Genomic DNA, 22,280 nt, shown 5'->3' with positions numbered 1-22,280 from the left:
CCGTGGGTCGCACGCAGGGCTTCGACACCGAGCAGGTCGTCCGCGCCGCCCGCGCCGTCTTCTGGGAGAGCGGCTTCGAGGAGGCGTCGCTCCCGGACCTGGAGTCCGCGACCGGACTGCGCCGCTCCAGCCTCTACCACGCCTTCGGCAGCAAGCGCGGGCTCTTCGACGCTGCCGTGCAGAGCTACCTCGACGAGGTGGTGCGGCCCCGGCTCGCCCCGCTCGTCGATCCGCGAGGGGCGTCGCCGACGGCGCTCGAGGAGTACTTCACCGGGCTGCGGGCGGCGCTCGCCGACTCCCGCACGCTCTCCGCGAGGAGCGGCTGCCTGCTGCTCAACGCCGCGGGCGCGCCGATCGCGCGCGACGACGCCGTGCGCGAGGTGATCGCCGACTACCGGGCCGAGCTGCTGGGCGCACTGCGCGCCGGAGCGCTGGCCCGCTGGCCCCACGCGCAGGCGTGGGCGTCGGCTCAGGCGGACGTCCTCGTGTCGCTCCTGGTGGCCGCGCTCGTGCTGGCCCGCGTCGATCCGGCGCAGTCGCTCGCCACCGTGGACGCCGCGCTCGCGCTCGTCCGATCCTCCGCGCCCTGACGGCCGTCGCGACGAACGCCGGAGCACCGCTCTCGCGCCGGGCCCGCCCTCGCACCCGGCGCGCCGGGTCGGCCCGCACAGCACGACGCCCCCGTGCGCCTCGCGTCCCGGTGGGACGGATGCGCGCGGGGGCGTCGGACGGGCGGGGTCAGTCGGTGCCGGCGTCGAACGCCGCACCCTCCGAGGCCAGGTCGGTGGCGCGTCCGAGCGCATCGGCCGCTGCGGACCCGCCGCCCTCGGTGATCGCGTCGGCCTCGCCGATCTCGAGCTCGCCGACGAGCTCGGCGGTCGGACCGCCGACGAGGCCGGCGGCCGCGTACTGCTCGAGCCGCGAGCGGGAGTCGGCGATGTCGAGGTTGCGCATCGTGAGCTGCCCGATGCGGTCCTCGGGGCCGAAGGCGGCGTCGCCGACCCGCTCCATCGAGAGCTTGTCGGGGTGGTAGCTCAGCGCGGGGCCGGTCGTGTCGAGGATCGTGTAGTCGTCGCCGCGGCGCAGTCGCAGGGTGACCTCCCCGGAGACGGCCGAGCCGACCCAGCGCTGGATGGACTCGCGCAGCATCAGCGACTGCGGGTCGAGCCAGCGGCCCTCGTACATCAGGCGGCCGAGACGGCGGCCCTCCGAGTGGTACTGGGCGACGGTGTCCTCGTTGTGGATCGCGTTCAGCAGGCGCTCGTAGGCGATGTGCAGCAGCGCCATGCCGGGGGCCTCGTAGATGCCGCGGCTCTTGGCCTCGATGATCCGGTTCTCGATCTGGTCCGAGACGCCGAGCCCGTGGCGTCCGCCGATCGCGTTCGCCTCGAGCACGAGCGCGACGGCGTCCGAGAACTCGACGCCGTTCAGCGCGACGGGACGGCCGGCCTCGAAGCGCACCGAGACGACCTCGGAGGCGATCTCGACCTCGTCGCGCCACGACGCGACCCCCATGATCGGCTCGACGAGCTCGAGGCCGCTGGAGAGCTCCTCGAGGCGCTTGGCCTCGTGGGTGGCGCCCCAGATGTTGGCGTCGGTCGAGTAGGCCTTCTCGGTGGCGTCGCGGTAGGGGAAGCCGCGGGCGACCAGCCACTCCGACATCTCGGTGCGGCCGCCGAGCTCGTTGACGAACTGCACGTCGAGCCAGGGCTTGTAGATGCGCAGGCGGGGGTTGGCGAGCAGGCCGTAGCGGTAGAACCGCTCGATGTCGTTGCCCTTGTAGGTCGAGCCGTCGCCCCAGATGTCGACGCCGTCCTCGCGCATGGCGCGGACGAGGAGGGTGCCGGTCACGGCGCGGCCGAGGGGGGTGGTGTTGAAGTAGGTCTTGCCGCCGGAGCGGATGTGGAAGGCGCCGCACTGCAGGGCGACGAGCCCCTCCTCGACCAGCGCGCTCTTCGCGTCGACGAGGCGCGAGATCTCGGCGCCGTACTGGGCCGCGCGGGACGGGACGCTCTCGATGTCGGGCTCGTCGTACTGGCCGATGTCGGCCGTGTACGTGCAGGGCACCGCGCCCTTCTCGCGCATCCAGGCGACGGCGACGGATGTGTCGAGGCCTCCCGAGAATGCGATTCCGACACGCTCGCCCACGGGCAGACTGCTCAACACTTTCGACATGCCTCCGATTTTAGGAGGAACGGGGACCTCCTCCGTGCCGCGGGAGGTCCGAGCCGCCTCCCGGGGCACCCGCGCGGGGTGCGCTCCGGCCGTGGGAGCACGTCCTCCGTCGATCCGCGTCGATCGCCGACAACCCCGACCGGGGCGCGCGAGCCGGCCGGAGGCTCCGTGGTCCGGAGGCGGCGCCCGCGCAGCCGGCGCGGATCGCCCGCTCCGGCTGAGTGGTTCCGCGCGGCCCGGATGGACGGCCGTGGCGAGCGCGTGCCAGGCTCCGCTCGACCACGGCTTCCGCCGCCGCCGCCTCCGAAAGGGCTCTCCGTGCCACGACCTCCTCATCGCCTCGCGGCGATGGCCCTCGCCTGCCTGCTCGCCGCGGGCGGTTCCGCCGCTCTGGCGCCGTCCGCACTCGCGACGCAGGCCGTCGCCGAGACTCCGACCGCCTTCGTCCCGGGGGAGACTCCGCCCGCCGAGGCGCGCGGATCGCAGACCTACACGAACGCCCTCCTCGGCGGCGACTCGCTCGACGCGGGCGAGCGCATCTTCTCGAACGGAGACTCCGCGAGCTTCGAGATGCAGGCGGACGGCAACGCCGTGATCTACGACGCCGGGCGCCGCCCCGTCTGGAGCACCAGGACCCAGGGCACCGGTGCGACCACGGTGCGGATGCAGGAGGACGGCAACCTCGTCGTCGTGACCGGCTCCGGCACGCCCGTCTGGGCGTCCGGGACCGCGGGAGAGACCGGCGCGCTCGCCCTCATCCAGGACGACGGGCAGCTCGTGCTCGTCCGCCCGAACGGGGACACGGCCTGGTCCTCGGCCGATGAGCAGGAGCCCGAGCCGGAGCCGATCGCCGACGTCCTCGACAGCGGGCGCGAGCTCTCTCCGGGACAGCAGCTGACCGCCTCCGACGGCCGCTCGCGCGCCGCGATGCAGAGCGACGGCAATCTTGTCGTCTACGTGGACGGATCGCCGCGCTGGAGCTCCGCCACCTCCGGAGCGGGCAACCGCCTCGCGATGCAGACCGACGGGAACGCGGTGGTCTCGGCCCCCGGGTCCGGCGTGCGCTGGCAGGCGGGCACGCCCGGGAACCCGGGCGCGCGGATGCGGATGCAGAACGACGGCAACCTGGTGATCACCGCCGCCTCCGGACGGCCGCTCTGGGCGAGCTCGACCTCGCGCGCGCCTGAGATCCGCGACGTCCTCTCCTCCGGCTCGCGGCTCAGCCGGGGACAGCAGCTCACCTCGCCGGACGGCCGGTCGCGCGCCTCCCTGCAGGGCGACGGCAATCTCGCGGTCTACTCGCGGGGGGACGTCCGCTGGGGCGCCGGCACCCAGGGCGAGGGCGAGACGCTCTCGATGCAGTCGGACGGCAACGCCGTGGTCACCTCCGCCTCGGGCCGACCCCTCTGGGCCTCGGGTACGGCGGGCAACCCGGGATCCCGCCTGCAGATGCAGAACGACGGCAACCTGGTCGTCTACTCCGCCTCGGGCCGCGCGCTGTGGGCGAGCGACACCCCTCCGGCGCCGCCCGCGCCCGCCGTCCGGGACACCCTCTCCTCCGGGAGCCGGCTCACCTCCGGACAGCTGCTGCGCTCCTCCGACGGAGGGAGCGAGGCGGTCATGCAGGGCGACGGCAACCTCGTCGTCTACTCGCGCGGCTCGGCCCGCTGGGCGGCCGGCACATCCGGAGGCGGCAACCGGCTCGAGATGCAGTCCGACGGCAACGCCGTGGTCTACGCGGGCTCCGGCGGAGCGCGCTGGCAGTCCGGCACGGCGGGCAGCCCGGGCTCCCGGATGGTCATGCAGAACGACGGCAACCTGGTGATCTACTCGCCGCAGGGCCGCGCACTCTGGGCGAGCACGCAGGCCGCGGCGCCGGCGCCGGGTCCGCGACCGAATGGGCCGATCAGGACGTGCCGGTCATTCTCGAACTGGGCAGAAGCGAACGCCTGGTTCCAGACCTACGCCAACGCCGGCAACCTGGATGGGGACGGGGACGGCGTCCCCTGTCAGGATCTTCCAGGCGCACCCCGCCGGAACTGACCCGTGCCCATCGAGAGGGCGGGAGTTCCGAGTCTCTCCTTTCCTCCTCTGTGGCGGTCGGGGCCGGTCGGTGCACCGGCCGCTCCCGCGCCGCCGGGCGACCCGGCATGCTGGGGCAGGACTCCGCCGACGACGCGGATCGGAAGGACGCCATGACCCCGACGACCCCCTCCAGCCGCGAGAGCCTGCTGGTCACCCCTGACGAGCTCGCCGAGCTCATGGCCTCCACCGAGCCGCCGCTCGTCCTCGACGTGCGCTGGCGCCTCGACCGGCCCGACGGCCGCCCGGAGTACCTCGCGGGCCACCTGCCCGGCGCGGTGCACGTCGACCTCGATCACGAGCTGGCCGCCCACGGCGAGCCGGAGGAGGGGCGCCACCCGCTGCCTCCGATCGAGGTGCTGCAGGAGGCGGCGCGCGGCTGGGGGCTCCGCCGGGGCCGGTCCGTCGTCGTGTACGACGACGCGCGTAGCGTCCCGGCCGCGCGGGCCTGGTGGCTGCTGCGGGCGACGGGAGTGGAGGACGTCCGCCTGCTCGACGGGTCGCTCGCCGGCTGGATCCGCTCGGGGCGGGAGCTCGAGACGGGCGACGTCCCGCGCGAGCGGGGCGACGTCGAGCTGGCCTACGGTCGGCTCCCGGTGCTGGACATCGACGAGGCGGCGGCGCTGCCCTCGGCGGGCGTCCTGCTCGACGCCCGCGCCCCTGAGCGGTACCGCGGCGAGGTCGAGCCGATCGACCCGCGGGCGGGCCACATCCCCGGCGCTCGGAACGCTCCCGCGTCCGCGGCGCTCGACTCCGAGGGGCGGTTCCGGCCCGCCTCCGACCTGCGCGCGGGATTCGAGGCGCTCGGCGTGCGGGAGGACGCCCCCGTCGGCGTGTACTGCGGCAGCGGCGTCTCGGCCGCGGTCGACGTCGTCGCGCTCACGCTCGCGGGCTTCGCGCCGGCGCTCTACCCGGGCTCCTGGTCGCAGTGGTCGAGCACGCCGGGCCGGACGGTGGCGACCGGCCCGGAGGTCTGAACCGCCTGCTCCGGAGCGCCCGCGGAGCTCAGCTGAGGCGGGAGTGCTCGCCGAGGTGGTGCCAGGTGCGGTTGTGGTAGACGAGCGGCGCCGTGGTCTCGGAGTCCTCGGGCACGTGGGCCTCGAGGGCGTGCACGGCGACGATCGTGGACGATCCCGCCTCCATGCGGTTGATCACCGTGCCGCGGATCCAGGCGGCGGCGCCCGGGAAGAACGGCTCGCCCGTGGGCAGCCGCGACCAGAGCGACGTGTCGGCGAAGCGGTCGATGCCGCTGGTCGAGCCCAGACGCGCCAGGTCGAGCTGCTCCGCCCCGAGCAGGTGCACGACCAGCGTCTCGGACGCCTGGATGGCCGGAGAGCTGGACGAGGCGGACGAGAGCGAGAAGACGAACAGCGGCGGCTCGGCGCTCACCGAGAAGACGGAGGTCGCGGTCAGGGCGACCGGGCCGGTGCCCGGGTCGGCGGTGATCAGCGCGACTCCGGCGGCGTGGTTGCGGAACGCGAGCTTGAAGTCCTCCGGGGAGAGTCCGGCGAAGGCGCGGTGCTCCGGCTCGCGGTCCGGGGTGGTGGCGAGGTTCTCGCGGCTCATCGGAGACTCCTGATCGATCGAGGGTGCGGCACGGGGTGGTGGCCCGCCGTCGCGCCGCAGCACGGCTCCTCCAGACTGGCGCACCGGCCGGGGGAGGGCCGCCCCATTGCGGAGTATGACGCCGCCACCTCGGGGAACGCCGATCCGCCGCTCCCTGTTCCCGATCACGCCGGATCGGGTGCGCGTCGTCGGCGCCGGCGTCCGCGCACCCGTCGCTCGCCCTCAGCGCAACCCGTCGCTGCGGCCGCGGTCTGCGCGCAGACTCGAGGGCATGGCCCACCGTCAGCGCACGTCCACCGCGCATCCCGAGAGCAAGACCTGCGCCTCCTGCGGTCGCGAGATCGAGTGGCGCGCGAAGTGGGCGCGCGACTGGGAGGACGTCCGCTACTGCTCGGACGCCTGCCGCCGTCGCGGAGTCGGTCCGGAGGAGGCGCGCCTCGAGGAGGAGATCCGCACCGTCCTGCTCGCGCGAGCGGCGTCGTCGACGGCGTGCCCGTCCGAGGTCGCGCGCCGGGTCGGCGGCGAGGAGTGGCGGCCGCTGATGGAGCCCGTGCGCCGGGCCGCGCGCCGCCTGGTCGACCGGGGCGAGATCGACATCGTGCAGGGCGGACAGGTCGTCGACCCCTCGCGGGCGAAGGGCCCGATCCGGCTGCGGCGGCGCCCCGGCGGACCCCTGTCGCCGGGCGGCGCGGCGGGCTAGCCTCAGCAGATGCCCAGCAGCGACGCCGTCGTCCTCACCGTCCCCGGACCGCACGGCGACCGGGAGGTGCGGATCTCGAGCCCCGAGCGCGTGCTCTTCCCGGAGCCGGGCATCACCAAGCGCGAGGTCGCGGAGTACCTGATCGCCGTCGGTGAGCCGTTCGTCGCGGCGAACGGCGGCCGCCCCGTCTCGCTGCAGCGCTTCTCCTCCGGGATCGAGGGCGAGCAGTTCTTCTCGAAGAACCCGCCCACGGGCGCGCCCGAGTACGTCCGGTCCGTCCCGGTGACGTACCCGAGCGGGCGGGTGCATCCGCAGCTCGTGATCGACGAGCCCGCGGCCGCCGTCTGGGCGGCGCAGATGAACACCGTCGTCTTCCACCCGTGGGCGTCCCGCGCCGATGCGCCCGACCTGCCCGACCAGCTCCGGATCGACCTCGACCCGCAGCCCGGCACCGACGTCGCCGACGCGGTCGTCGCCGCGCACGCGCTGCGGGAGGTCCTGCGGCAGGCCGGCCTCGACCCGTTCGTGAAGACGTCCGGCAACCGCGGCCTGCACGTCTTCGCGCCGATCGTCGCCGAGCACGAGTTCCTCGACGTCCGCCACGCGGTGATCGCCGCGGCGCGCGAGCTGGAGCGGCGGATGCCCGAGCAGGTCACGACGGCGTGGTGGAAGGAGGAGCGCGGCGAGCGGATCTTCGTCGACTTCAACCAGGCCAACCGCGACCGGACGATCGCCGGTGCCTACAGCCCGCGGCCGCTCGCGCACGCTCCCGTCTCCACTCCGCTGGACTGGGACGAGCTCGACGGCGTCGACCCGCGGGCCTTCACGATCCGCACGGTCCCGGCGCGCCTCGCCGAGCGCGGTGATCCGTGGGCCCGGATGCACGACGCCCCCGGCCGCCTCGACGCCCTGCTCGGCTGGTGGGAGCGCGATGTCGCCGCCGGCCTCGGCGAGCTGCCGTTCCCGCCCGACTTCCCCAAGATGCCGGGCGAGCCGCCCCGCGTGCAGCCCAGCCGCGCGAAGAGGGCCTAGCCGAGGACGTCGCCGAGGTCGTACGCGGTCGGCTGCTCCAGCTGCTCCATGGTGCAGGAGGCGGCGTCGCGGTCCGGGCGCCAGCGCTCGAACTGCACGGTGTGCCGGAAGCGGTCGCCCTCGCGCTGGTCGTAGCGGACCTCGAGCACGAGCTCGGGACGCAGGCGCACGAAGGAGGTGTCGCGGCCGCTCGAGAACCGGCTCCGCTCGCCCTCGCCGCGCACCGGTGCTCCGTCCACGTCGCGCTCGACCGCGGGTGCGAGCTCCTCCAGCAGCTGCACGCGACGCTCGTCGCTGAAGGCCGAGGCCCCGCCGACCTGGCGGACCTCTCCGTCGTCGCCGTGCAGGCCGAGCAGGATCGAGCCCACGCCCGGCTTGGAGGCGTGCTCGCGGTACCCGATCGCGATCACGTCGGCCGTGCGGTGGTGCTTGACCTTGAGCACGGCGCGCTTCCCGGGGGAGTAGGGCGCGGCCAGGGGCTTCGCCACGACGCCGTCCAGTCCTGCGCCCTCGAAGCGCTCCAGCCAGTCGCGCGCCAGGGCCTCGTCGTCGGTGGCGCGGCCGAGGTGCAGCGGATGCGGGACGCCGGCCATCACCGCGGCGAGCGCCTCCCGCCGCGCCGAGTACGGCTCCTCGAGCATGCTGCGCCCGTCCACGGCGAGCAGGTCGAAGGCGACGAGCATCGCCGGGGTGGTCTCCGCCAGCATCCTCACGCGGCTCGCGGCCGGATGGATGCGCTGCGAGAGCAGGTCCCAGTCGAGCCGCTGCGCTCCCGGCTCGCCGGTCGCCAGGACGATCTCGCCGTCGAGCACGCAGCCGTCGGGGAGCAGCCGGAGGAAGGCCTCGACGAGCTCGGGGAAGTACCGGGTCAGCGGCTTGGAGCCGCGGCTCCCGATCTCGCACTCCCCGCCGGAGACCGAGACGATCGCGCGGAACCCGTCCCACTTCGGCTCGTAGGAGTATCCGCCCGCGACGGCGGTCTGCTCCGGCACCGCAGGAACGGCCTTGGCGAGCATCGGGGCGACGGGGAGCGCGAACGGGAGGTCCATGCCCTGATCATCCCGGCCGCGGTCTCGGACCGCACCCCCTTCCGGAAGGCTGTGGACCGGGACGTTCCAGGCCCGCCGCGGAGGTTCGAGGCGTAGCGTTCCCGGCATGAGCATTGACTGGAAGCGCTGGACGCCCGTCGCCGTCGTCCCCGCGGTCGTCGTCGCCGCGGCCGTCGCCCTCCCCCTCTCGGCGAGCGCCGCGGGGGACCTCCCCGAGAAGTCCGCCGCCGACCTCCTCGCCTTCGTCGCCGAGAGCGACGCCACGGCGTTCTCCGGCGAGATCCAGCAGACCTCGGACCTCGGCCTGCCCGACCTCTCGGCGCTCGGCGGCTCCGCCGGCTCGGCGTCCGCCGACCCCGCCGACTCCCTCGTCGAGCTCGCCACCGGCTCGCACCAGGCGCGCGTGTACGTCGACGCCGAGAAGGGCGCGCGCCTCCAGGTGCTCGACCGGCTGGCCGAGCGCGACGTCGTCGCCTCGACGACCGACGGAGTCTGGATCTACGACTCGAGCGCGAACACCGCCACCCACCTCGTGCCTCCCGCCGGCGGAGCCCCCGAGGCCTCGCCGGGCGATCAGGTCGTGACGCCGTCGTCCGCCGCCGAGCAGCTGCTCGCCGCGATCGACCCGACGACCACGGTCGCGGTCGGCTCGGACGTCAGCGTCGCCGGGCGCGATGCGTACGAGCTCGTGCTCACGCCCCGCGACGGCGGCACCCTCGTGGGCTCCGTGACCGTCTCGGTCGACGGCGAGACGGGCCTCCCGCTCGGGGTAGCCGTGACCGCCCGCGGGGGCACCGCGCCCGCGTTCAGCGTCGCGTACACGAGCATCGACTTCTCGACACCCGACGCGTCCCTCTTCTCCTTCACGCCCCCGGCCGGCGCCGAGGTGACGGAGCAGGCCGCTCCGGTCGACGACGAGGCGGACGCCTCCGACGCGCCCGCCGTGGACACGGCCGAGCACTCCGACGTCGTCACCACGGGCTCCGGCTGGACGAGCGTCGTCGAGCTGCCCGCCGGTGACGCCGACGCGCTCTCCTCGCTCGACGCGGTCACCACGCCGGTCGACGGGGGCCGCATCCTCTCCTCCGCCCTGCTGACCGTCCTCGTCACCGACGACGGACGCGTCCTCGCCGGCGCGGTCCCGGCCGAGACGCTCCGCGACGCGGCCTCCGCTCGGTGACGGCGGGCGAGCTCGCCGTCGAGACGCGGGGCCTCACCAAGCGCTTCGGGCGCCAGGAAGCGGTCTCCAGTCTCGACCTCGCCGTTCCCCGCGGCGCCGTCTTCGGCTTCCTCGGCCCGAACGGCTCGGGCAAGACCACGACGATCCGGATGCTGCTCGCCCTCGCCGCGCCGACCGCGGGCAGCATCACCGTCCTCGGGCAGGCCATGCCCCGGCGCGCGGCCGAGGTCCTGCCCCGGGTGGGGGCGCTGGTCGAGGGGCCGGGCTTCTACCCGTTCCTCTCCGGAGCGGCCAACCTCCGGCGCTTCGACGCCGCGGAGGCGGGCACCTCGTCCCGCACCCGCGACACCCGCGCGAAGGAGGCCCTCGCCCGCGTCGGCCTCTCGGCCGCGGCGCGCAAGAAGGTCGGCTCCTACTCCCTGGGCATGAAGCAGCGGCTCGGCATCGCGGTCGCCCTGCTCTCGCCGCGCGACCTGATCGTGCTGGACGAGCCCACGAACGGCCTCGACCCGCAGGGCACCCGCGAGGTCCGCGCTCTCGTGCGCGGACTGAACCAGGACGGCACGACCGTCCTCGTCTCCAGCCACCTCCTGGCCGAGATCGAGCAGCTCTGCACCCACGCCGCCATCATGCGCACCGGGCGCCTCGTCGCCCAGGGCGGGCTCGACGAGCTGCGCGGGGACGCCGCCTCGGTCGAGCTGCTGACGCCCGACCGCGAGCGCGCGATCGTGGCTCTGCACACCCGGGGTCTGGAGCCGCGCACCGCGCCGGGCCCGCACCCCGCCGATCCGCCGCTGGTCGTCGCCGCTCTGCCGCCCGGGCTCGCGGCCGAGACGCTGGTCGCCGACCTCGTGCGGGCCGACGTCCGCGTCCGCGGGTTCGCCGTCCGCCGCCCCTCGCTCGAGGAGCGCTTCGTCGAGCTGACCGGGGAGGGCTTCGATGTCGAGCGCTGACGCGACCGTCCGCCGCGCGGGGATCGGGTCCCTGCTCGCCTCCGAGCTCGCCCTGCTCTTCCGCCGGCGCCGCACCTGGGCGCTGCTCGCGGCCCTGGCCGCCATCCCGATCCTGCTCGCCGTCGCGGTGCGGCTCTCGGGCGGCGACGGAGGCGGGCCCTCCTTCGTGGGCGCGATCGCCGGCAACGGCCTCTTCACCGGCTTCGCGGCCATCACGGTCGCCGTCCCGCTGTTCCTCCCGCTCACGGTCGGGGTCGTCGCCGGCGACGCGATCGCGGGCGAGGCCTCGCTCGGGACGCTGCGCTACCTGCTGGTCAGCCCCGTCGGCCGCGTGCTGCTGCTCGCGGTGAAGTTCGCCGCCTCCCTCGCCTTCTGCCTCGCCGCAGCACTCACCGTCATGGTGGTCGGGATCCTGATCGGCCTGGCGCTCTTCCCGGCGGGACCGGTGACGCTGCTCTCCGGCAGCACCGTCCCGCTCGGCGACGCGGTCGGCCGGGCCCTGGCGATCGCCGTGTACGCGGCGCTCTCGCTGGTCGGGCTCTCGGCGATCGGCCTCTTCATCTCGACGCTGACCGATGTGCCGGTCGGCGCCATGGCGGCCACCGTCGTCGTCTCCATCGCGGCGCAGATCGTCGGCTCGCTCTCGCAGCTGGACGCCCTCCACCCGTTCCTGCTGACCGACCGGTGGTTCGACTTCGCCGACCTCCTGCGCGACCCGATCGCGTGGAGCTCCTTCGGCGAGAACGCGCTGCTCCAGCTCGCCTACGTCGCCGTGTTCGGGTCCCTCGCGATCGGCCGCTTCACCACCCGCGACATCCTCTCCTGATCCTGGGACGACGGAGGCCGCCCTCCCGCACTGCGGTGGGGGCGGCCTCCGATGTCGACGGGGTCAGTCCTGGGGAGCGATCCCGAAGCTGACGGAGCCGCCTTCGTCCACCTGCGCGTCGAGGACCTTGTCGCCGAGAGCGACGGAGGCGGCGACTTCGAGGAACACGCGCGCTCCGTCCTGCTCCACGACGGCGTCCGTCGTCTCGGGGGCCGCGGCGACCGCGACCGCGAAGTTGCGGGCGTCGAGATCGGTGCCGCTGATGCGCAGGCCTCCCTCGACGGGGGTCTCGGTCTGCCCGGTGATGGTCTTGACGACGGTGCTGGCGTTGTCGGTGAGCGTGAGCATCGGGTCGTTCCTTCCGTCCGTGGTCGATGAGGGGGCCACGTTGCCGGGATCCGGCGGCTCCCTCAAGGCGGCGGAGCGGATGTGGAGGGGATGCACACCTGGACGGCCCAGGGAGTCGCGGCGCTCGCCGGAGCCGCGCCGGACCGGGGGCGCCGCATCGCCTGCCACACTGGCCGGATGCATCCCGCCGACTCCTGCCCCTGCGGAAGCCGCCGCCACTACGCCGACTGCTGCCGCCCCGCCCACCTCGGCGAGGAGACCTCGCCGACGGCGGAGCGCCTGATGCGCAGCCGCTACAGCGCGAACGTCCTCGGCAGCGCTCCCTACCTGCTCGCGAGCTGGCACCCCTCGACCCGGCCGCGCCGCATCGACCTCGATCCCGACGTCCAGTGGCGCCGGATCCAGATCGTCGACACCTCGTTCGGCGGGGAGGGCGACGAGGAGGGCCTGGTCGAGTTCCGCGCCTCCTACCGCTCGCCCGCCGGCCCCGGCCTCGTGCACGAGCGCAGCCGCTTCCTGCGCGAGGACGGTCGCTGGCTCTACGTCGACGGCGAGATGCTCGGCGACGAGGCCTGATCCGTCCGGGCCGTCCTACTCTGGAGGCATGGCCAAGGACTTCCGCCGGGCGGACGACGCGTCGCGCTACGAGCTCCACCTCGACGGCGCCCTGGTGGGCGTCCTCGACTACCGCGAGGCGCCCGGCAGCGTCTCCCTCGTCCGCTCCTTCACGACCCCGCCCTTCCGAGGCCGCGGGCTCGCAGGGGAGCTGGTCTCCTTCGCCGTCGACGACATCGAGGCCGCCGGCGGGCGGAGCGTCGTGCCGATGTGCTGGTACGTCGGGCAGTGGTTCGAGCAGCACCCCGAGAAGGCGCACCTCCTCGCTCCCTCCTGAGCCGCTCGCTCACTCGCGGACCGCGGGCTCCACTCCGGCCAGGTCCGGGCCGAGGCCGATGTCGACCAGGCGCAGACGGCCCGCGTAGGAGTCGCCCGGAGGCAGCAGCAGACCGGCCTTGATCGCGCCGAAGGCGACCGTCACATCGGCGCGCAGCACGGTGGGATCGGGGACCGACCCGTCGTCGGGATGGACGCCGCTCGGCAGGTCGACCGCGACGACCACCGGGCGCTCGGCCCGCCGCTCCAGCGCGTCGAGCACCGCCTCGACGACGACGCGCGGCCGCCCCCGCAGCGCGGGCTCCGTCGCTCCGATGCCGAGGATCCCGTCGACCAGGACATCCGCCCGCGCCACCGCCGCGGCGAGGCCGGGCGCGTCGTCGGCCGGCACCTGCCCGCAGCCCTCGTCGAGCGCCACGGCGAGGCCCCGGCGGTGCACCCGCTCGGCCGTGAGGACGAGGACGACGTCGGTTCCGGAGGAGGAGAGCTCGGCGGCCGCGTAGAGCGCGTCACCGCCGTTGTCGCCCGGACCGACCAGGACGAGCACCGAGGCCGGACGGGAGCGGTCGGAGCGCCCGGCGAGCACGAGACGCAGCTCGCGGGCGAGGCCGTCGGCGGCGCGCTGCATCAGCGGCTCCCGCCGGGCCAGGTGCGGAGCCTCGGCGGCCCGCACCTGCGCGGACGTGTATCCCTCGACCATGCGCTCCACTGTGCGCGCGGCGCTGCGGGCGTGCAACCCCGTCAGCTCTCCTGCACCGCCCGGTCCGACTCCTCGACGATCGCCCGCATCGCGGCCTCCGCAGCGTCCGCGTCGCCCGAGGCGACGGCGGCGGCCACCGCCCGGTGCAGCCGCACCGCGGTGGAGTCGGCCTCGCGCGGCATGAGCGCATTGCGGGTGCGGCCGGCGAGGACCTCGGCGACCAGATCGCCCAGCTGCGCGAGCATCCGGTTGCCGGACGCGGCCAGGAGGGAGCGGTGGAAGGCGGTGTCGGCGGCGAGGTAGGCGGACTGGTCGGCTGCGCGGGAGTGGGTGGAGAGGGCGTCGCCCGCCTCCGCGAGCGCCCGCCGCTGCTCCTCGGTCGCGTTCGCCGCGGCGAGCCGGGCGGCGAGCGGCTCCACCCCGAGTCGGAGCTCGCTGAGCTGGTGCAGCTGGCGCCGCCGGTCCGGGCCGTCCAGTCCCCACGCGACGACCCGCGTGTCCAGGGCGTTCCAGCACTCCGGAGGCTGGACCCGCGTCCCCGCGCGGCGGCGGGACGTCACGAGCCCGAGCGTCTCAAGGACGCGCACGGCCTCCCGCATCACCGAGCGGGAGACCCCGCGCCGCTCCGCACGCTCGTCGGCGCTGAAGGTGGTGCCCGGCGCGAGCTCGCCGCGCACGATCTGCGAGCCGAGCTCGTCCAGCACCGAGTGGTGCAGTGAGGGCGTCGGCGCGGGCATGCGGTCATCCTGCCATCGCCGGAGTCGCGCCCCGGCCGATCTTCGGGCATGATCGGGACACACGCAGGTTATGTCGGACAAAAGCCGGCCGCTGGCCGTCGGCTCGACCAAGGACGCTCATGACACCGACCCTCCTCCCCGCCCTCCACGCCGCCGCCGGGGACGCCCCCGCCACCACCGCCGGGCAGGGGCAGCTGATCCTCGCCGCCGTCGTCGGCATCGCCGTGATCGTCGTGCTGATCACCTGGCTGAAGCTGCACCCCTTCGTCTCCCTGCTGATCGGAGCGCTGGCCACGGGCCTGATCGCGGGGCTGGCGGCGGCGGACGCGGTCGCCAGCTTCGCGCTGGGGTTCGGCAACACCATGGGCGGCGTCGGCATCCTCATCGGCCTCGGCGCGATGTACGGCAAGCTCCTCGCCGACTCGGGCGGCGCGGACCGCATCGTGGACACCCTCATCGCCCGCTCGAGCACTCGCGCGCTGCCCTGGATGATGGGCTTCGTCGGCGCGCTGATCGGGCTGCCGATGTTCTTCGAGGTCGGGCTCGTGCTGCTGATCCCGGTCGTGATCCTGGTCGCCCGCCGGAGCGGTCTGCCGCTGATGAAGGTGGCGATCCCGACGCTCGCCGGCCTCTCGGTGATGCACGGCCTCGTCCCGCCCCACCCCGGACCGCTGGTCGCGATCGACGCACTCGGCGCGAACCTCGGCGTGACCCTCGCGTTCGGCGTCCTGGTCGCGATCCCCACCGTCGTCGTGGCCGGCCCGCTCTTCGGCCGGGTCGCCGCCCGCTGGGCGCCGGTGGAGACGCCGCCGCTCTTCGGCGAGGGCGCGGGCGAGACGCGCGAGCACCGCCCGGGCTTCGCCGCTGCCGTCGCGAGCATCCTGCTGCCGGTCGTCCTGATGCTGGGCAAGGCGATCGCCGACATCGCGGCCCCGGGCTCCACGGACGCCTGGAAGGGCGCCCTCGACTTTCTCGGCACGCCGACCATCGCGCTGGGGATCGCGCTCCTGGCCGGTCTGGTCCTGCTCGGCCGCGGCGGCCGGATGAACCGCACCGAGCTGCAGGCCTCGCTCTCGAGCTCGCTGCCGCCGATCGCGGGCATCCTGCTCATCGTCGGCGCGGGCGGCGGTTTCAAGCAGGTCCTCGTCGACACCGGGATCGGCGGGGTGGTCGCCCAGCTCGCGGAGGGGAGCGGCGCCTCGGCGCTGCTGCTCGCCTGGCTCGTGGCCGTCGTGATCCGCGTCGCCACCGGCTCCGCGACCGTCGCCACCGTGACCGCCGCAGGGATCCTCCAGCCGCTGACCGAGACCATGGACGGGCCGATGGTCGCCCTCATGGTGCTCGCGATCGGCGCCGGCTCGGTGTTCCTGTCGCACGTCAACGACGCCGGGTTCTGGCTGGTGAAGGAGTACCTCGGGCTCAGCATCGGCCAGACGCTCAAGACCTGGACCGTGATGGAGTGCCTGGTCTCGGTGACCGGGCTCGCCGGGGTCCTCCTGATCGGTCTCTTCGTAGGAGGTATCTGATGACCGCTCTTCCCGCCGTCCCCGTCCGCGCCGTCGTCGTCATGGGCGTCTCCGGCAGCGGCAAGTCGACCGTCGCGTCGCTCCTGGCGCGCCGACTGGGCTGGGAGTTCCTCGAGGGGGACGACCTGCACCCGCAGGCGAACGTCGACAAGATGCACGCCGGCATCCCGCTGACCGACGAGGACCGGGCGCCCTGGCTGGCCGAGATCGCCCGCGTGGTGGACCAGCGGATCGCCGCGGGCGGCTCGGTCGTCGTGACCTGCTCGGCCCTGCGCCGCCGCTACCGCGACGTCCTCCGCCGCGACGACCTCGTCTTCGCGCACCTCGCGGGATCGAGGGACCGGATCGCCGGGCGGCTCGCCTCGCGGGTCGGCCACTTCATGCCGACCACGCTGCTCGACTCGCAGTTCGAGGCGCTCGAGCCCCTCGGTGACGACGAGCTCCACGTCACGGTCGACGTGGGCGGCGCTCCGGAGGAGGAGATCGCCGAGATCCTCGGGGGGCTCGGCCTCGCCCCCGCGGGCGCCTAGCCCAGCAGCGACTCCACCGGCACGGCCGGGAGGTCGAAGGCCGCGGCGACGGCGGCGTTCGTCACCCGGCCGTCGTGGGTGCTCAGGCCGCGGGCGAGCGCCGGGTCGGCGGCCAGGGCGGCCCGCCACCCGCGGTCGGCCAGCGCGAGCGCGTAGGGGAGCGTCGCGTTGGTGAGCGCGCGGGTCGAGGTCTCGGGGACGGCGCCGGGCATGTTCGCGACGCAGTAGTAGACGCTCCGGTGCACGGGGAACACCGGGTCGTCGTGCGTGGTCGGACGCGAGCCCTCGAAGCAGCCGCCCTGGTCGATCGCGATGTCGACCAGCACCGAGCCCGGCTTCATCGTGGCGACCATCTCGTCGGTCACCAGCTTGGGCGCCTTGGCGCCCGGGATGAGGACGGATCCGATCACGAGGTCGGCGTCGGCCAGCTGCGCGGCGATCTCGTAGGCCGAGGAGGCGCGGGTCTGGATCGCGCCCTGGAAGCGGTTCTCGAGCTGCGCGAGGCGGGGGAGCGAGAGGTCGACGATCGTGACGTCGGCCCCCAGGCCGAGGGCGTTGGCCGCGGCGTGCTCGCCGGCCGTGCCGCCGCCGATCACGACGACCTTCGCCTTCGGAGTGCCGGGGACCCCGCCGAGCAGCGTGCCCCGTCCGCCGACGGCGCTCATGAGGTGGTACGCGCCGACCGTGATCGACAGGCGCCCGGCGACCTCGCTCATCGGCGAGAGCAGCGGCAGCCGCCGGTCGTCCAGCTGGACCGTCTCGTAGGCGATGGAGGTCGTCCCGGCGGCGAGCAGCGCATCGGTGCACGGGCGGGAGGCGGCGAGGTGGAGGTAGGTGAAGAGCACCTGGTCGCGGCGCATCCGCGGGTACTCGGCCTCGATCGGCTCCTTGACCTTGAGGACCAGCTCGGACTCGCCCCAGACCTCGTCGGGCCCGTCGACGACGAGGGCGCCGGCGCGGCGGAAGTCGTCGTCCGACACGCGCGAGCCCAGGCCCGCGCCGGCCTCGACGAGGACCTCGTGGCCGCGGCGCACCAGCTCGTGGACGCCGGCCGGAGTGGCGGCGACCCGGTTCTCGTTGTTCTTGATCTCGGTGGGGATCCCGACGCGCACGGCGGCTCCTTCGCTGCGGCCCGCGGGGCGGGCGGTGGGCGCCGATCCTGCACCGGCTCTGCCCCCATCGTGCGAAGATCGTGCCCGGAGCGGAGGAACTCCGCAGGATCGGTCGGAAGTCACCGCACGGGCCGAAGGTTCGTCGGCGGAGTGAGGGAGCGGGCGCATGCCACCGAAGGATCTGCACGACCTCGACGACCTGGATCCGGTCGATCGGACCCTGGTGCGCCTCCTCCGCGCCGACGCGCGGACGCCCAACAGCCGGCTCGCCGAGCGCGCCGGCATCGCCCCGTCGACCTGCGTCGCACGCGTCCGGGGCCTCGTCGAGCGCGGCGTCATCACCGGCTTCACCGCCGAACTCGACCCGGCGGCGCTCGGCCTGACCCTGCAGGCGCTGATCAGCGTCAGCATCCGCGTCGGCCAGCGCCAGGCGATCACGCGCTTCGCGGAGGAGATCCGCGCGCTGCCCGAGGTGGTGCAGGTGTTCTTCCTCGGCGGCTCGGAGGACTTCATCATCCACGTCGCGGTCCGCGACTCCAGCGACGTGCGGGACTTCGTGGTCTCGAACCTCTCGGCGAACCCGGCGGTGGCCTCGACGCGCACGAGTCTGGTGTTCGACCACCACCGCAAGGGCCCGGCGGTCCCCGAGTAGCGCGGGCAGGCGCGGGTCCGAGCGGCCGCTCGGCCCGCGCCCGTCCCTCGGGGCTAGTGCGCCCCGGGGTTCACGTCGCCGCCCCCGCGCTGCATGAGGCCGGGGATGCGCTTGGCGAGTCCCGGGATCGCCTCGTCCGAGATCGAGATCCGCGTGTCGCGCAGGCGCTGGCGCAGCAGGGTCTCGACGTCCTCCTCCGGTCGCAGCTCGGCGTCGCCGGCGACCTGCAGCAGCACGCCGCGCAGCTTCTCGTCGAGCTGCGCGTCGTCGCTGCCGTGCTGGATCGGGTGGTCCTGGGATGCGTTCGTCATGCCTCCATGCTGGCACCGGCGACCCCGTGCCGAGAGGACTTGCGCCGCGGCAGGATGGTCGCATGTCGTTCACCCGCGTCGAGCTCGCAGCGTTCCAGGACCGCACCGTCGAGGACCTGCTGGGCGACGACGTCCGGCTCCTCTTCGTCGGCATCAACCCGGGACTGTGGACCGCCGCCACCGGCGCGCACTTCGCCCACCCCGGCAACCGCTTCTACCCGGCGCTCGTCGCGGCCGGGATCCTCGAGCGCGCGCCGCGCGTGTCCGAGGGGATGAGCGCCGCGGACCGCGCGGAGCTCGTCTCCCGCGGCGTCGGCATCACCAATCTCGCCTCCCGGGCGACCGCCCGCGCCGACGAGCTGACCGCGGAGGAGCTGCGCGAGGGCGCTCAGCGGCTGGTCGCCACCGTGGAGCGGGTGCGGCCCCGGGCCGCCGCGGTCGTCGGCATCACCGCCTACCGGATCGCGTTCGGACGCCGCAGGGCGGTGCAGGGCAGGCAGGAGGAGGACGTGGCGGGCGCGCCGCTCTGGGTGCTGCCGAACCCGAGCGGCCTGAACGCGCACGACACCGTCGCCTCGCTCGGGCGCGCCTACCGCGAGCCGGCGCTCGAGGCGGGGATCGTCGCTTCCGACGCGCTCCTGCCCGGGGACGTCGGACCCCGCCCGTAGGAATAGCCGTCGACCCCCGGAGGTTGCAGAAGTCCATGAGTATGCATGAAGTCAAGTTCGGCGTCGACACGTTCGGCGACGTCACCGCCGGCCCCGACGGCGCCGCGCTGCCGCACGGCCAGGTCCTCCGCGACGTGGTCGAGGAGGGAGTCCTGGCCGACCGGGTCGGCATCGACTTCTTCGGGATCGGCGAGCACCACCGCGCCGACTTCGCCGTGAGCGCACCGGACGTCGTGCTCGCCGCCATCGCGGCCCGCACCGAGCGCATCCACCTCGGCTCCGCCGTGACGGTCCTCTCCTCGGACGACCCGGTGCGCGTCTACCAGCGCTTCGCCACCCTCGACGGACTCTCCGGCGGCCGGGCCGAGGTCATCCTCGGCCGCGGCTCCTTCACGGAGTCCTTCCCGCTCTTCGGCTACGACCTCGCGCAGTACGAGGTCCTCTTCGAGGAGAAGCTCGACCTCTTCCACGCCCTGATCCAGGGCGGCCCGGTCACCTGGCAGGGCACGACCCGCCCCGCGCTCACCGAGCAGAGCGTCTACCCGACCCTCGACAACGGCACCCTCCGCACCTGGATCGGCGTCGGCGGCAGCCCCGAGTCGGTCGTCCGCGCCGCCCGGTACGGCTTCCCGCTCGTCCTGGCGATCATCGGCGGCTCGCCGGCCCGCTTCCGCCCCTACGTCGAGCTCTTCGGCCGCGCGCTCGACCAGCTCGAGCAGCCCCGCCTCCCGGTCGCCGTGCACTCGCCCGGCTTCGTCGCCGACACCGACGAGGAGGCGCGCGAGCTGTACTTCCCGCACCACAAGGCGATGATGGACGCCATCGGCCGCGAGCGCGGCTGGTCCCCGATGACCCGCGAGCGCTTCGAGGAGGAGGCCGGCCCCGACGGCGCCATCCACCTCGGCTCGCCCGAGACGGTGGCCCGGAAGATCGCGCGAACGGTCGAGGCCCTGGGCATCGACCGCTTCGACCTCAAGTACAGCGCCGGGACGCTGCCGCACCCGGCGATCATGCGCAACATCGAGCTCTACGGCACGCAGGTCATCCCGCGGGTGCGCGAGCTGCTCGCGCACTGACCCCCGCCGGGCGCCCCTTCCCCCGCTGGGCGCTCGGCGCGTTCCGAGCCGACGCGGTGCGCGCTCCCACCGGGCGCCCGGCCCGCGTCGATACACTCGGAACCCCCCCGCCCCGACCCTCCCGGAAGCACATGCCCGACAGCCACGCCGCCCGCACCCCCTACGAGGTGCTGGGCGTCGCCGCCACCGCGTCCGACGACGAGCTCCGCCGGGCGTACCGGCTCCGCCTCCGCGAGACCCATCCGGACACGGGAGGCGACGCCGCGTCGTTCCACGCGGTGCAGCTCGCCTGGGAGCGGATCGGCAGCGCCTCCGCCCGCGGCGACTACGACCGAGGCGCTCCCGCCCCCGGGAGGTCCTCCCCGCAGTCGCCGTACACCGGCTCACCGCGCCCGCAGACCGCCTCGGCCGTGCGCGCCCGCTCCTACGGTCACCCGGGAGGCGCGGCGCGGGAGTACTACCTGCGCCTGGTGCGCGAGTGGCTCGGCCGCGGCGTCGAGACCGAGGACCCCTTCGACCCGGCGATCGTCCGCTCCGCTCCTCGCGAGGTCCGCTCCTGGCTCGCGAAGGCTCAGGCCGAGGAGGCGACGGCCGCGCTCGTCGGCGCGCTCGGCATCGCCTACACGATCTGGAACGACGTCGCGGTCGGCGACGGCGGGCTCAAGATCGACCACCTCGTGCTCGGGCCGGCCGGCCTGCTCGCGCTGACCTCCGCCGACTGGGGCGACCCGGTCCGTCTGAGGAAGGGCGAGCTCGAGGGCCCCGGGATCGCCGAGGACGAGAAGCCGATCGCCTCGCTCGCGAAGGCCGCGCGCCGTCTCGGCCGCGAGCTGGGCGTCCGCTTCTCGACGAGCGTCGTGGTCGTGCCGGACGACGCGCTGGAGCAGCCGTTCGAGCAGGTCGAGCGCGGCAGGCACCAGGGCGCCGTCGTCATCCGCCGCTCGCTGCTGCCGCAGCTGCTGCGCTCCGGCACGGACGACCCGCGGCTCGGCGGGTACGGCGAGTCGTTCGAGGTCCGCACCCGCGTGCAGAACCGCATTCGCTTCGTCTGACGCCGCGCTAGCCGCCGCTCGCGACCGGGGCAAGGGGTTAGCGCGCATCCGGCGCCCCGCCCACCATGGGACGTGCCCCCGGGCATCCCACGACGAGCGGAACGAGGACGGACCATGGTGCGATTCGGATACACCCTGATGACCGAGCAGAGCGGACCCAAGCAGCTGGTGGGCTACGCGGTCGACGCCGAGAGGCTCGGCTTCGAGTTCGCGGTCTCGAGCGACCACTACTCGCCGTGGCTGACCGAGCAGGGGCACGCCTCCTACGCCTGGACGCTGCTCGGAGCGGTCGCGCAGGCCACGTCGACCATCGACCTCACGACCTACGTCACCGCGCCGACCATCCGCTACCACCCGGCCGTGGTGGCGCAGAAGGCCGCGACGCTCGCGATCCTCTCCGACGACCGCTTCACGCTCGGCCTCGGCTCGGGCGAGAACCTCAACGAGCACGTCGTCGGCGAGGGCTGGCCCTCGGTCGCCGTGCGCCAGGACATGCTCGAGGAGGCCGTCCACCTCATCCGCGAGCTGCACACCGGCGAGCTGGTGACCTGGGAGGGCGAGTACTTCCGCGTCGACTCCGCCCGCATCTGGGACCTGCCGGACACGCCGGTCGAGATCGGCCTGGCGGTCTCGGGGGAGAAGTCGATCGCCCGCTTCGCGCCGATCGGCGACCACCTCATCACGACCGAGCCCGACGCCGAGCTGATCTCGCAGTGGACCGCGGTCCGCGGTGCGGACGCCGCCCCCTCGCGCACGATCGGCCAGATCCCGATCTGCTGGGCGCCGGACAAGGAGCAGGGAGTGGCGCTGGCCCACGAGCAGTTCCGCTGGTTCGCCGGCGGCTGGGCGGTCAACTCCGATCTGCCGACCCCCGCCGGCTTCGCCGGAGCGAGCCAGTTCGTGCGCCCGGAGGACGTCGCCGAGCAGATCGCCTGCGGCCCCGACCTCGACGAGCTCGCCCAGAGCTTCGTGCCCTACATCGAGGCGGGCTTCACCGACATCGCCCTCGTCCAGGTCGGCGACGAGCTGCAGCAGCGGTTCCTCGACGAGGCGGCGGAGGGGCTCCTGGAGCGCCTGCGCGCGCTCGCCCCCTGAGGCCGCTGCCGGGTCGCGC

Annotated in this window: 25 protein-coding genes; 17 read left to right on the top strand and 8 right to left on the bottom strand. The window is 74.3% G+C overall.

Annotated elements, in window-relative coordinates:
• The first annotated feature begins 2 nt into the window (after positions 1–2).
• The gene (locus tag C5C53_RS09695) at positions 3–590 is read left to right on the top strand and encodes a TetR/AcrR family transcriptional regulator (RefSeq protein WP_104267416.1); all 588 of its coding nucleotides are present in this window, start codon (positions 3–5) and stop codon (positions 588–590) included.
• 148 nt (positions 591–738) lie between these two features.
• Here the strand turns inward: C5C53_RS09695 and argG are convergent, their stop codons facing one another.
• The gene (argG, locus tag C5C53_RS09690; RefSeq protein WP_104222545.1) at positions 739–2,175 is read right to left on the bottom strand and encodes an argininosuccinate synthase; all 1,437 of its coding nucleotides are present in this window, start codon (positions 2,173–2,175) and stop codon (positions 739–741) included.
• A 348-nt stretch (positions 2,176–2,523) separates the two neighbouring features.
• On the opposite strand from argG, the gene C5C53_RS09685 reads away from it, so the two are divergent.
• Positions 2,524–4,218, top strand: a complete 1,695-nt coding sequence (locus C5C53_RS09685; protein WP_181127741.1) for a hypothetical protein — start codon at positions 2,524–2,526, stop codon at positions 4,216–4,218.
• Positions 4,219–4,370: 152 nt separating this feature from the next.
• Positions 4,371–5,234 (top strand): sulfurtransferase, encoded by an 864-nt coding sequence (locus tag C5C53_RS09680; RefSeq protein WP_104267442.1) that lies wholly within the window; start codon positions 4,371–4,373, stop codon positions 5,232–5,234.
• A 28-nt stretch (positions 5,235–5,262) separates the two neighbouring features.
• On the opposite strand, the gene C5C53_RS09675 is transcribed toward C5C53_RS09680, so the two are convergent.
• Entirely contained in the window at positions 5,263–5,823 is a 561-nt protein-coding gene (locus tag C5C53_RS09675) for a flavin reductase family protein (protein WP_104222547.1), read from the bottom strand.
• Positions 5,824–6,094: 271 nt separating this feature from the next.
• On the opposite strand from C5C53_RS09675, the gene C5C53_RS09670 reads away from it, so the two are divergent.
• Both C5C53_RS09670 and ligD read left to right on the top strand, forming a co-directional pair.
• Positions 6,095–6,523, top strand: coding sequence for a DUF2256 and DUF3253 domain-containing protein (locus C5C53_RS09670; protein ID WP_104233370.1), 429 nt, complete (start codon positions 6,095–6,097; stop codon positions 6,521–6,523).
• A gap of 9 nt (positions 6,524–6,532) precedes the next feature.
• Positions 6,533–7,555, top strand: coding sequence for a non-homologous end-joining DNA ligase (ligD, locus tag C5C53_RS09665; protein WP_181127740.1), 1,023 nt, complete (start codon positions 6,533–6,535; stop codon positions 7,553–7,555).
• Here the strand turns inward: ligD and C5C53_RS09660 are convergent.
• On the bottom strand, positions 7,552–8,604 hold the full coding sequence (locus tag C5C53_RS09660) for an ATP-dependent DNA ligase (protein WP_104267414.1): 1,053 nt from the start codon (positions 8,602–8,604) through the stop codon (positions 7,552–7,554). The two genes, ligD and C5C53_RS09660, sit on opposite strands and share 4 nt — an antisense overlap.
• A gap of 106 nt (positions 8,605–8,710) precedes the next feature.
• On the opposite strand from C5C53_RS09660, the gene C5C53_RS09655 reads away from it, so the two are divergent.
• From C5C53_RS09655 to C5C53_RS09645, 3 genes are read left to right on the top strand one after another with little or no spacing between them, the layout of a single operon-like run.
• Positions 8,711–9,784, top strand: coding sequence for a DUF2092 domain-containing protein (locus C5C53_RS09655; protein ID WP_104267413.1), 1,074 nt, complete (start codon positions 8,711–8,713; stop codon positions 9,782–9,784).
• Complete coding sequence (locus C5C53_RS09650) at positions 9,781–10,737, top strand: ABC transporter ATP-binding protein (protein WP_104267412.1); 957 nt, start codon at positions 9,781–9,783, stop codon at positions 10,735–10,737. Before C5C53_RS09655 ends, C5C53_RS09650 begins: the two co-directional genes overlap by 4 nt.
• Entirely contained in the window at positions 10,724–11,563 is an 840-nt protein-coding gene (locus C5C53_RS09645) for an ABC transporter permease (RefSeq protein ID WP_104267411.1), read from the top strand. Before C5C53_RS09650 ends, C5C53_RS09645 begins: the two co-directional genes overlap by 14 nt.
• Before the next feature lie 63 nt (positions 11,564–11,626).
• On the opposite strand, the gene C5C53_RS09640 is transcribed toward C5C53_RS09645, so the two are convergent.
• Positions 11,627–11,911, bottom strand: coding sequence for a hypothetical protein (locus C5C53_RS09640; RefSeq protein ID WP_104267410.1), 285 nt, complete (start codon positions 11,909–11,911; stop codon positions 11,627–11,629).
• A 177-nt stretch (positions 11,912–12,088) separates the two neighbouring features.
• Between C5C53_RS09640 and C5C53_RS09635 the strand changes: the two genes are divergently transcribed.
• Positions 12,089–12,487, top strand: a complete 399-nt coding sequence (locus tag C5C53_RS09635; RefSeq protein ID WP_104267440.1) for a YchJ family protein — start codon at positions 12,089–12,091, stop codon at positions 12,485–12,487.
• Positions 12,488–12,515: 28 nt separating this feature from the next.
• The gene (locus C5C53_RS09630) at positions 12,516–12,803 is read left to right on the top strand and encodes a GNAT family N-acetyltransferase (RefSeq protein WP_104222554.1); all 288 of its coding nucleotides are present in this window, start codon (positions 12,516–12,518) and stop codon (positions 12,801–12,803) included.
• A gap of 9 nt (positions 12,804–12,812) precedes the next feature.
• Here C5C53_RS09630 and C5C53_RS09625 read toward each other — a convergent pair whose 3' ends face one another.
• Positions 12,813–13,502 carry an NAD(P)H-hydrate epimerase gene (locus tag C5C53_RS09625; RefSeq protein ID WP_104267409.1) on the bottom strand — a complete coding sequence of 230 codons (690 nt, stop codon included), beginning with the start codon at positions 13,500–13,502 and terminating at the stop codon, positions 12,813–12,815.
• Positions 13,503–13,543: 41 nt separating this feature from the next.
• Positions 13,544–14,239, bottom strand: coding sequence for a FadR/GntR family transcriptional regulator (locus tag C5C53_RS09620; protein ID WP_104267408.1), 696 nt, complete (start codon positions 14,237–14,239; stop codon positions 13,544–13,546).
• Between the two features lie 119 nt (positions 14,240–14,358).
• On the opposite strand from C5C53_RS09620, the gene C5C53_RS09615 reads away from it, so the two are divergent.
• Both C5C53_RS09615 and C5C53_RS09610 read left to right on the top strand, forming a co-directional pair.
• Entirely contained in the window at positions 14,359–15,765 is a 1,407-nt protein-coding gene (locus tag C5C53_RS09615) for a GntP family permease (RefSeq protein WP_104267407.1), read from the top strand.
• Positions 15,765–16,295, top strand: a complete 531-nt coding sequence (locus C5C53_RS09610; RefSeq protein ID WP_104267406.1) for a gluconokinase — start codon at positions 15,765–15,767, stop codon at positions 16,293–16,295. The genes C5C53_RS09615 and C5C53_RS09610 overlap by 1 nt, the downstream gene beginning before the upstream one ends.
• On the opposite strand, the gene ald is transcribed toward C5C53_RS09610, so the two are convergent.
• Positions 16,292–17,407 (bottom strand): alanine dehydrogenase, encoded by a 1,116-nt coding sequence (gene ald, locus C5C53_RS09605; RefSeq protein ID WP_104267405.1) that lies wholly within the window; start codon positions 17,405–17,407, stop codon positions 16,292–16,294. The genes C5C53_RS09610 and ald overlap by 4 nt on opposite strands.
• A gap of 166 nt (positions 17,408–17,573) precedes the next feature.
• Between ald and C5C53_RS09600 the strand changes: the two genes are divergently transcribed.
• Positions 17,574–18,059 carry an Lrp/AsnC family transcriptional regulator gene (locus C5C53_RS09600; protein WP_104222560.1) on the top strand — a complete coding sequence of 162 codons (486 nt, stop codon included), beginning with the start codon at positions 17,574–17,576 and terminating at the stop codon, positions 18,057–18,059.
• A gap of 53 nt (positions 18,060–18,112) precedes the next feature.
• Here the strand turns inward: C5C53_RS09600 and C5C53_RS09595 are convergent, their stop codons facing one another.
• On the bottom strand, positions 18,113–18,370 hold the full coding sequence (locus C5C53_RS09595) for a hypothetical protein (protein WP_104222561.1): 258 nt from the start codon (positions 18,368–18,370) through the stop codon (positions 18,113–18,115).
• Between the two features lie 62 nt (positions 18,371–18,432).
• Between C5C53_RS09595 and C5C53_RS09590 the strand changes: the two genes are divergently transcribed.
• From C5C53_RS09590 to C5C53_RS09575, 4 genes are all read left to right on the top strand, one after another.
• Entirely contained in the window at positions 18,433–19,038 is a 606-nt protein-coding gene (locus C5C53_RS09590; RefSeq protein ID WP_104267404.1) for a mismatch-specific DNA-glycosylase, read from the top strand.
• A 41-nt stretch (positions 19,039–19,079) separates the two neighbouring features.
• Complete coding sequence (locus tag C5C53_RS09585) at positions 19,080–20,114, top strand: LLM class flavin-dependent oxidoreductase (RefSeq protein ID WP_104267403.1); 1,035 nt, start codon at positions 19,080–19,082, stop codon at positions 20,112–20,114.
• Positions 20,115–20,245: 131 nt separating this feature from the next.
• Positions 20,246–21,166, top strand: coding sequence for a J domain-containing protein (locus tag C5C53_RS09580; RefSeq protein WP_104222564.1), 921 nt, complete (start codon positions 20,246–20,248; stop codon positions 21,164–21,166).
• Positions 21,167–21,280: 114 nt separating this feature from the next.
• The gene (locus C5C53_RS09575) at positions 21,281–22,261 is read left to right on the top strand and encodes a TIGR03557 family F420-dependent LLM class oxidoreductase (RefSeq protein ID WP_104222565.1); all 981 of its coding nucleotides are present in this window, start codon (positions 21,281–21,283) and stop codon (positions 22,259–22,261) included.
• The last annotated feature ends 19 nt before the right edge of the window (positions 22,262–22,280 follow it).

The organism is Rathayibacter sp. AY1E3 (assembly GCF_002932235.1).
In the GTDB taxonomy this organism is placed as follows: domain Bacteria; phylum Actinomycetota; class Actinomycetes; order Actinomycetales; family Microbacteriaceae; genus Rathayibacter.
The sequence above is the reverse complement of the archived record's forward strand: the minus strand, read 5'-3'. Positions and strand labels throughout refer to the sequence as shown.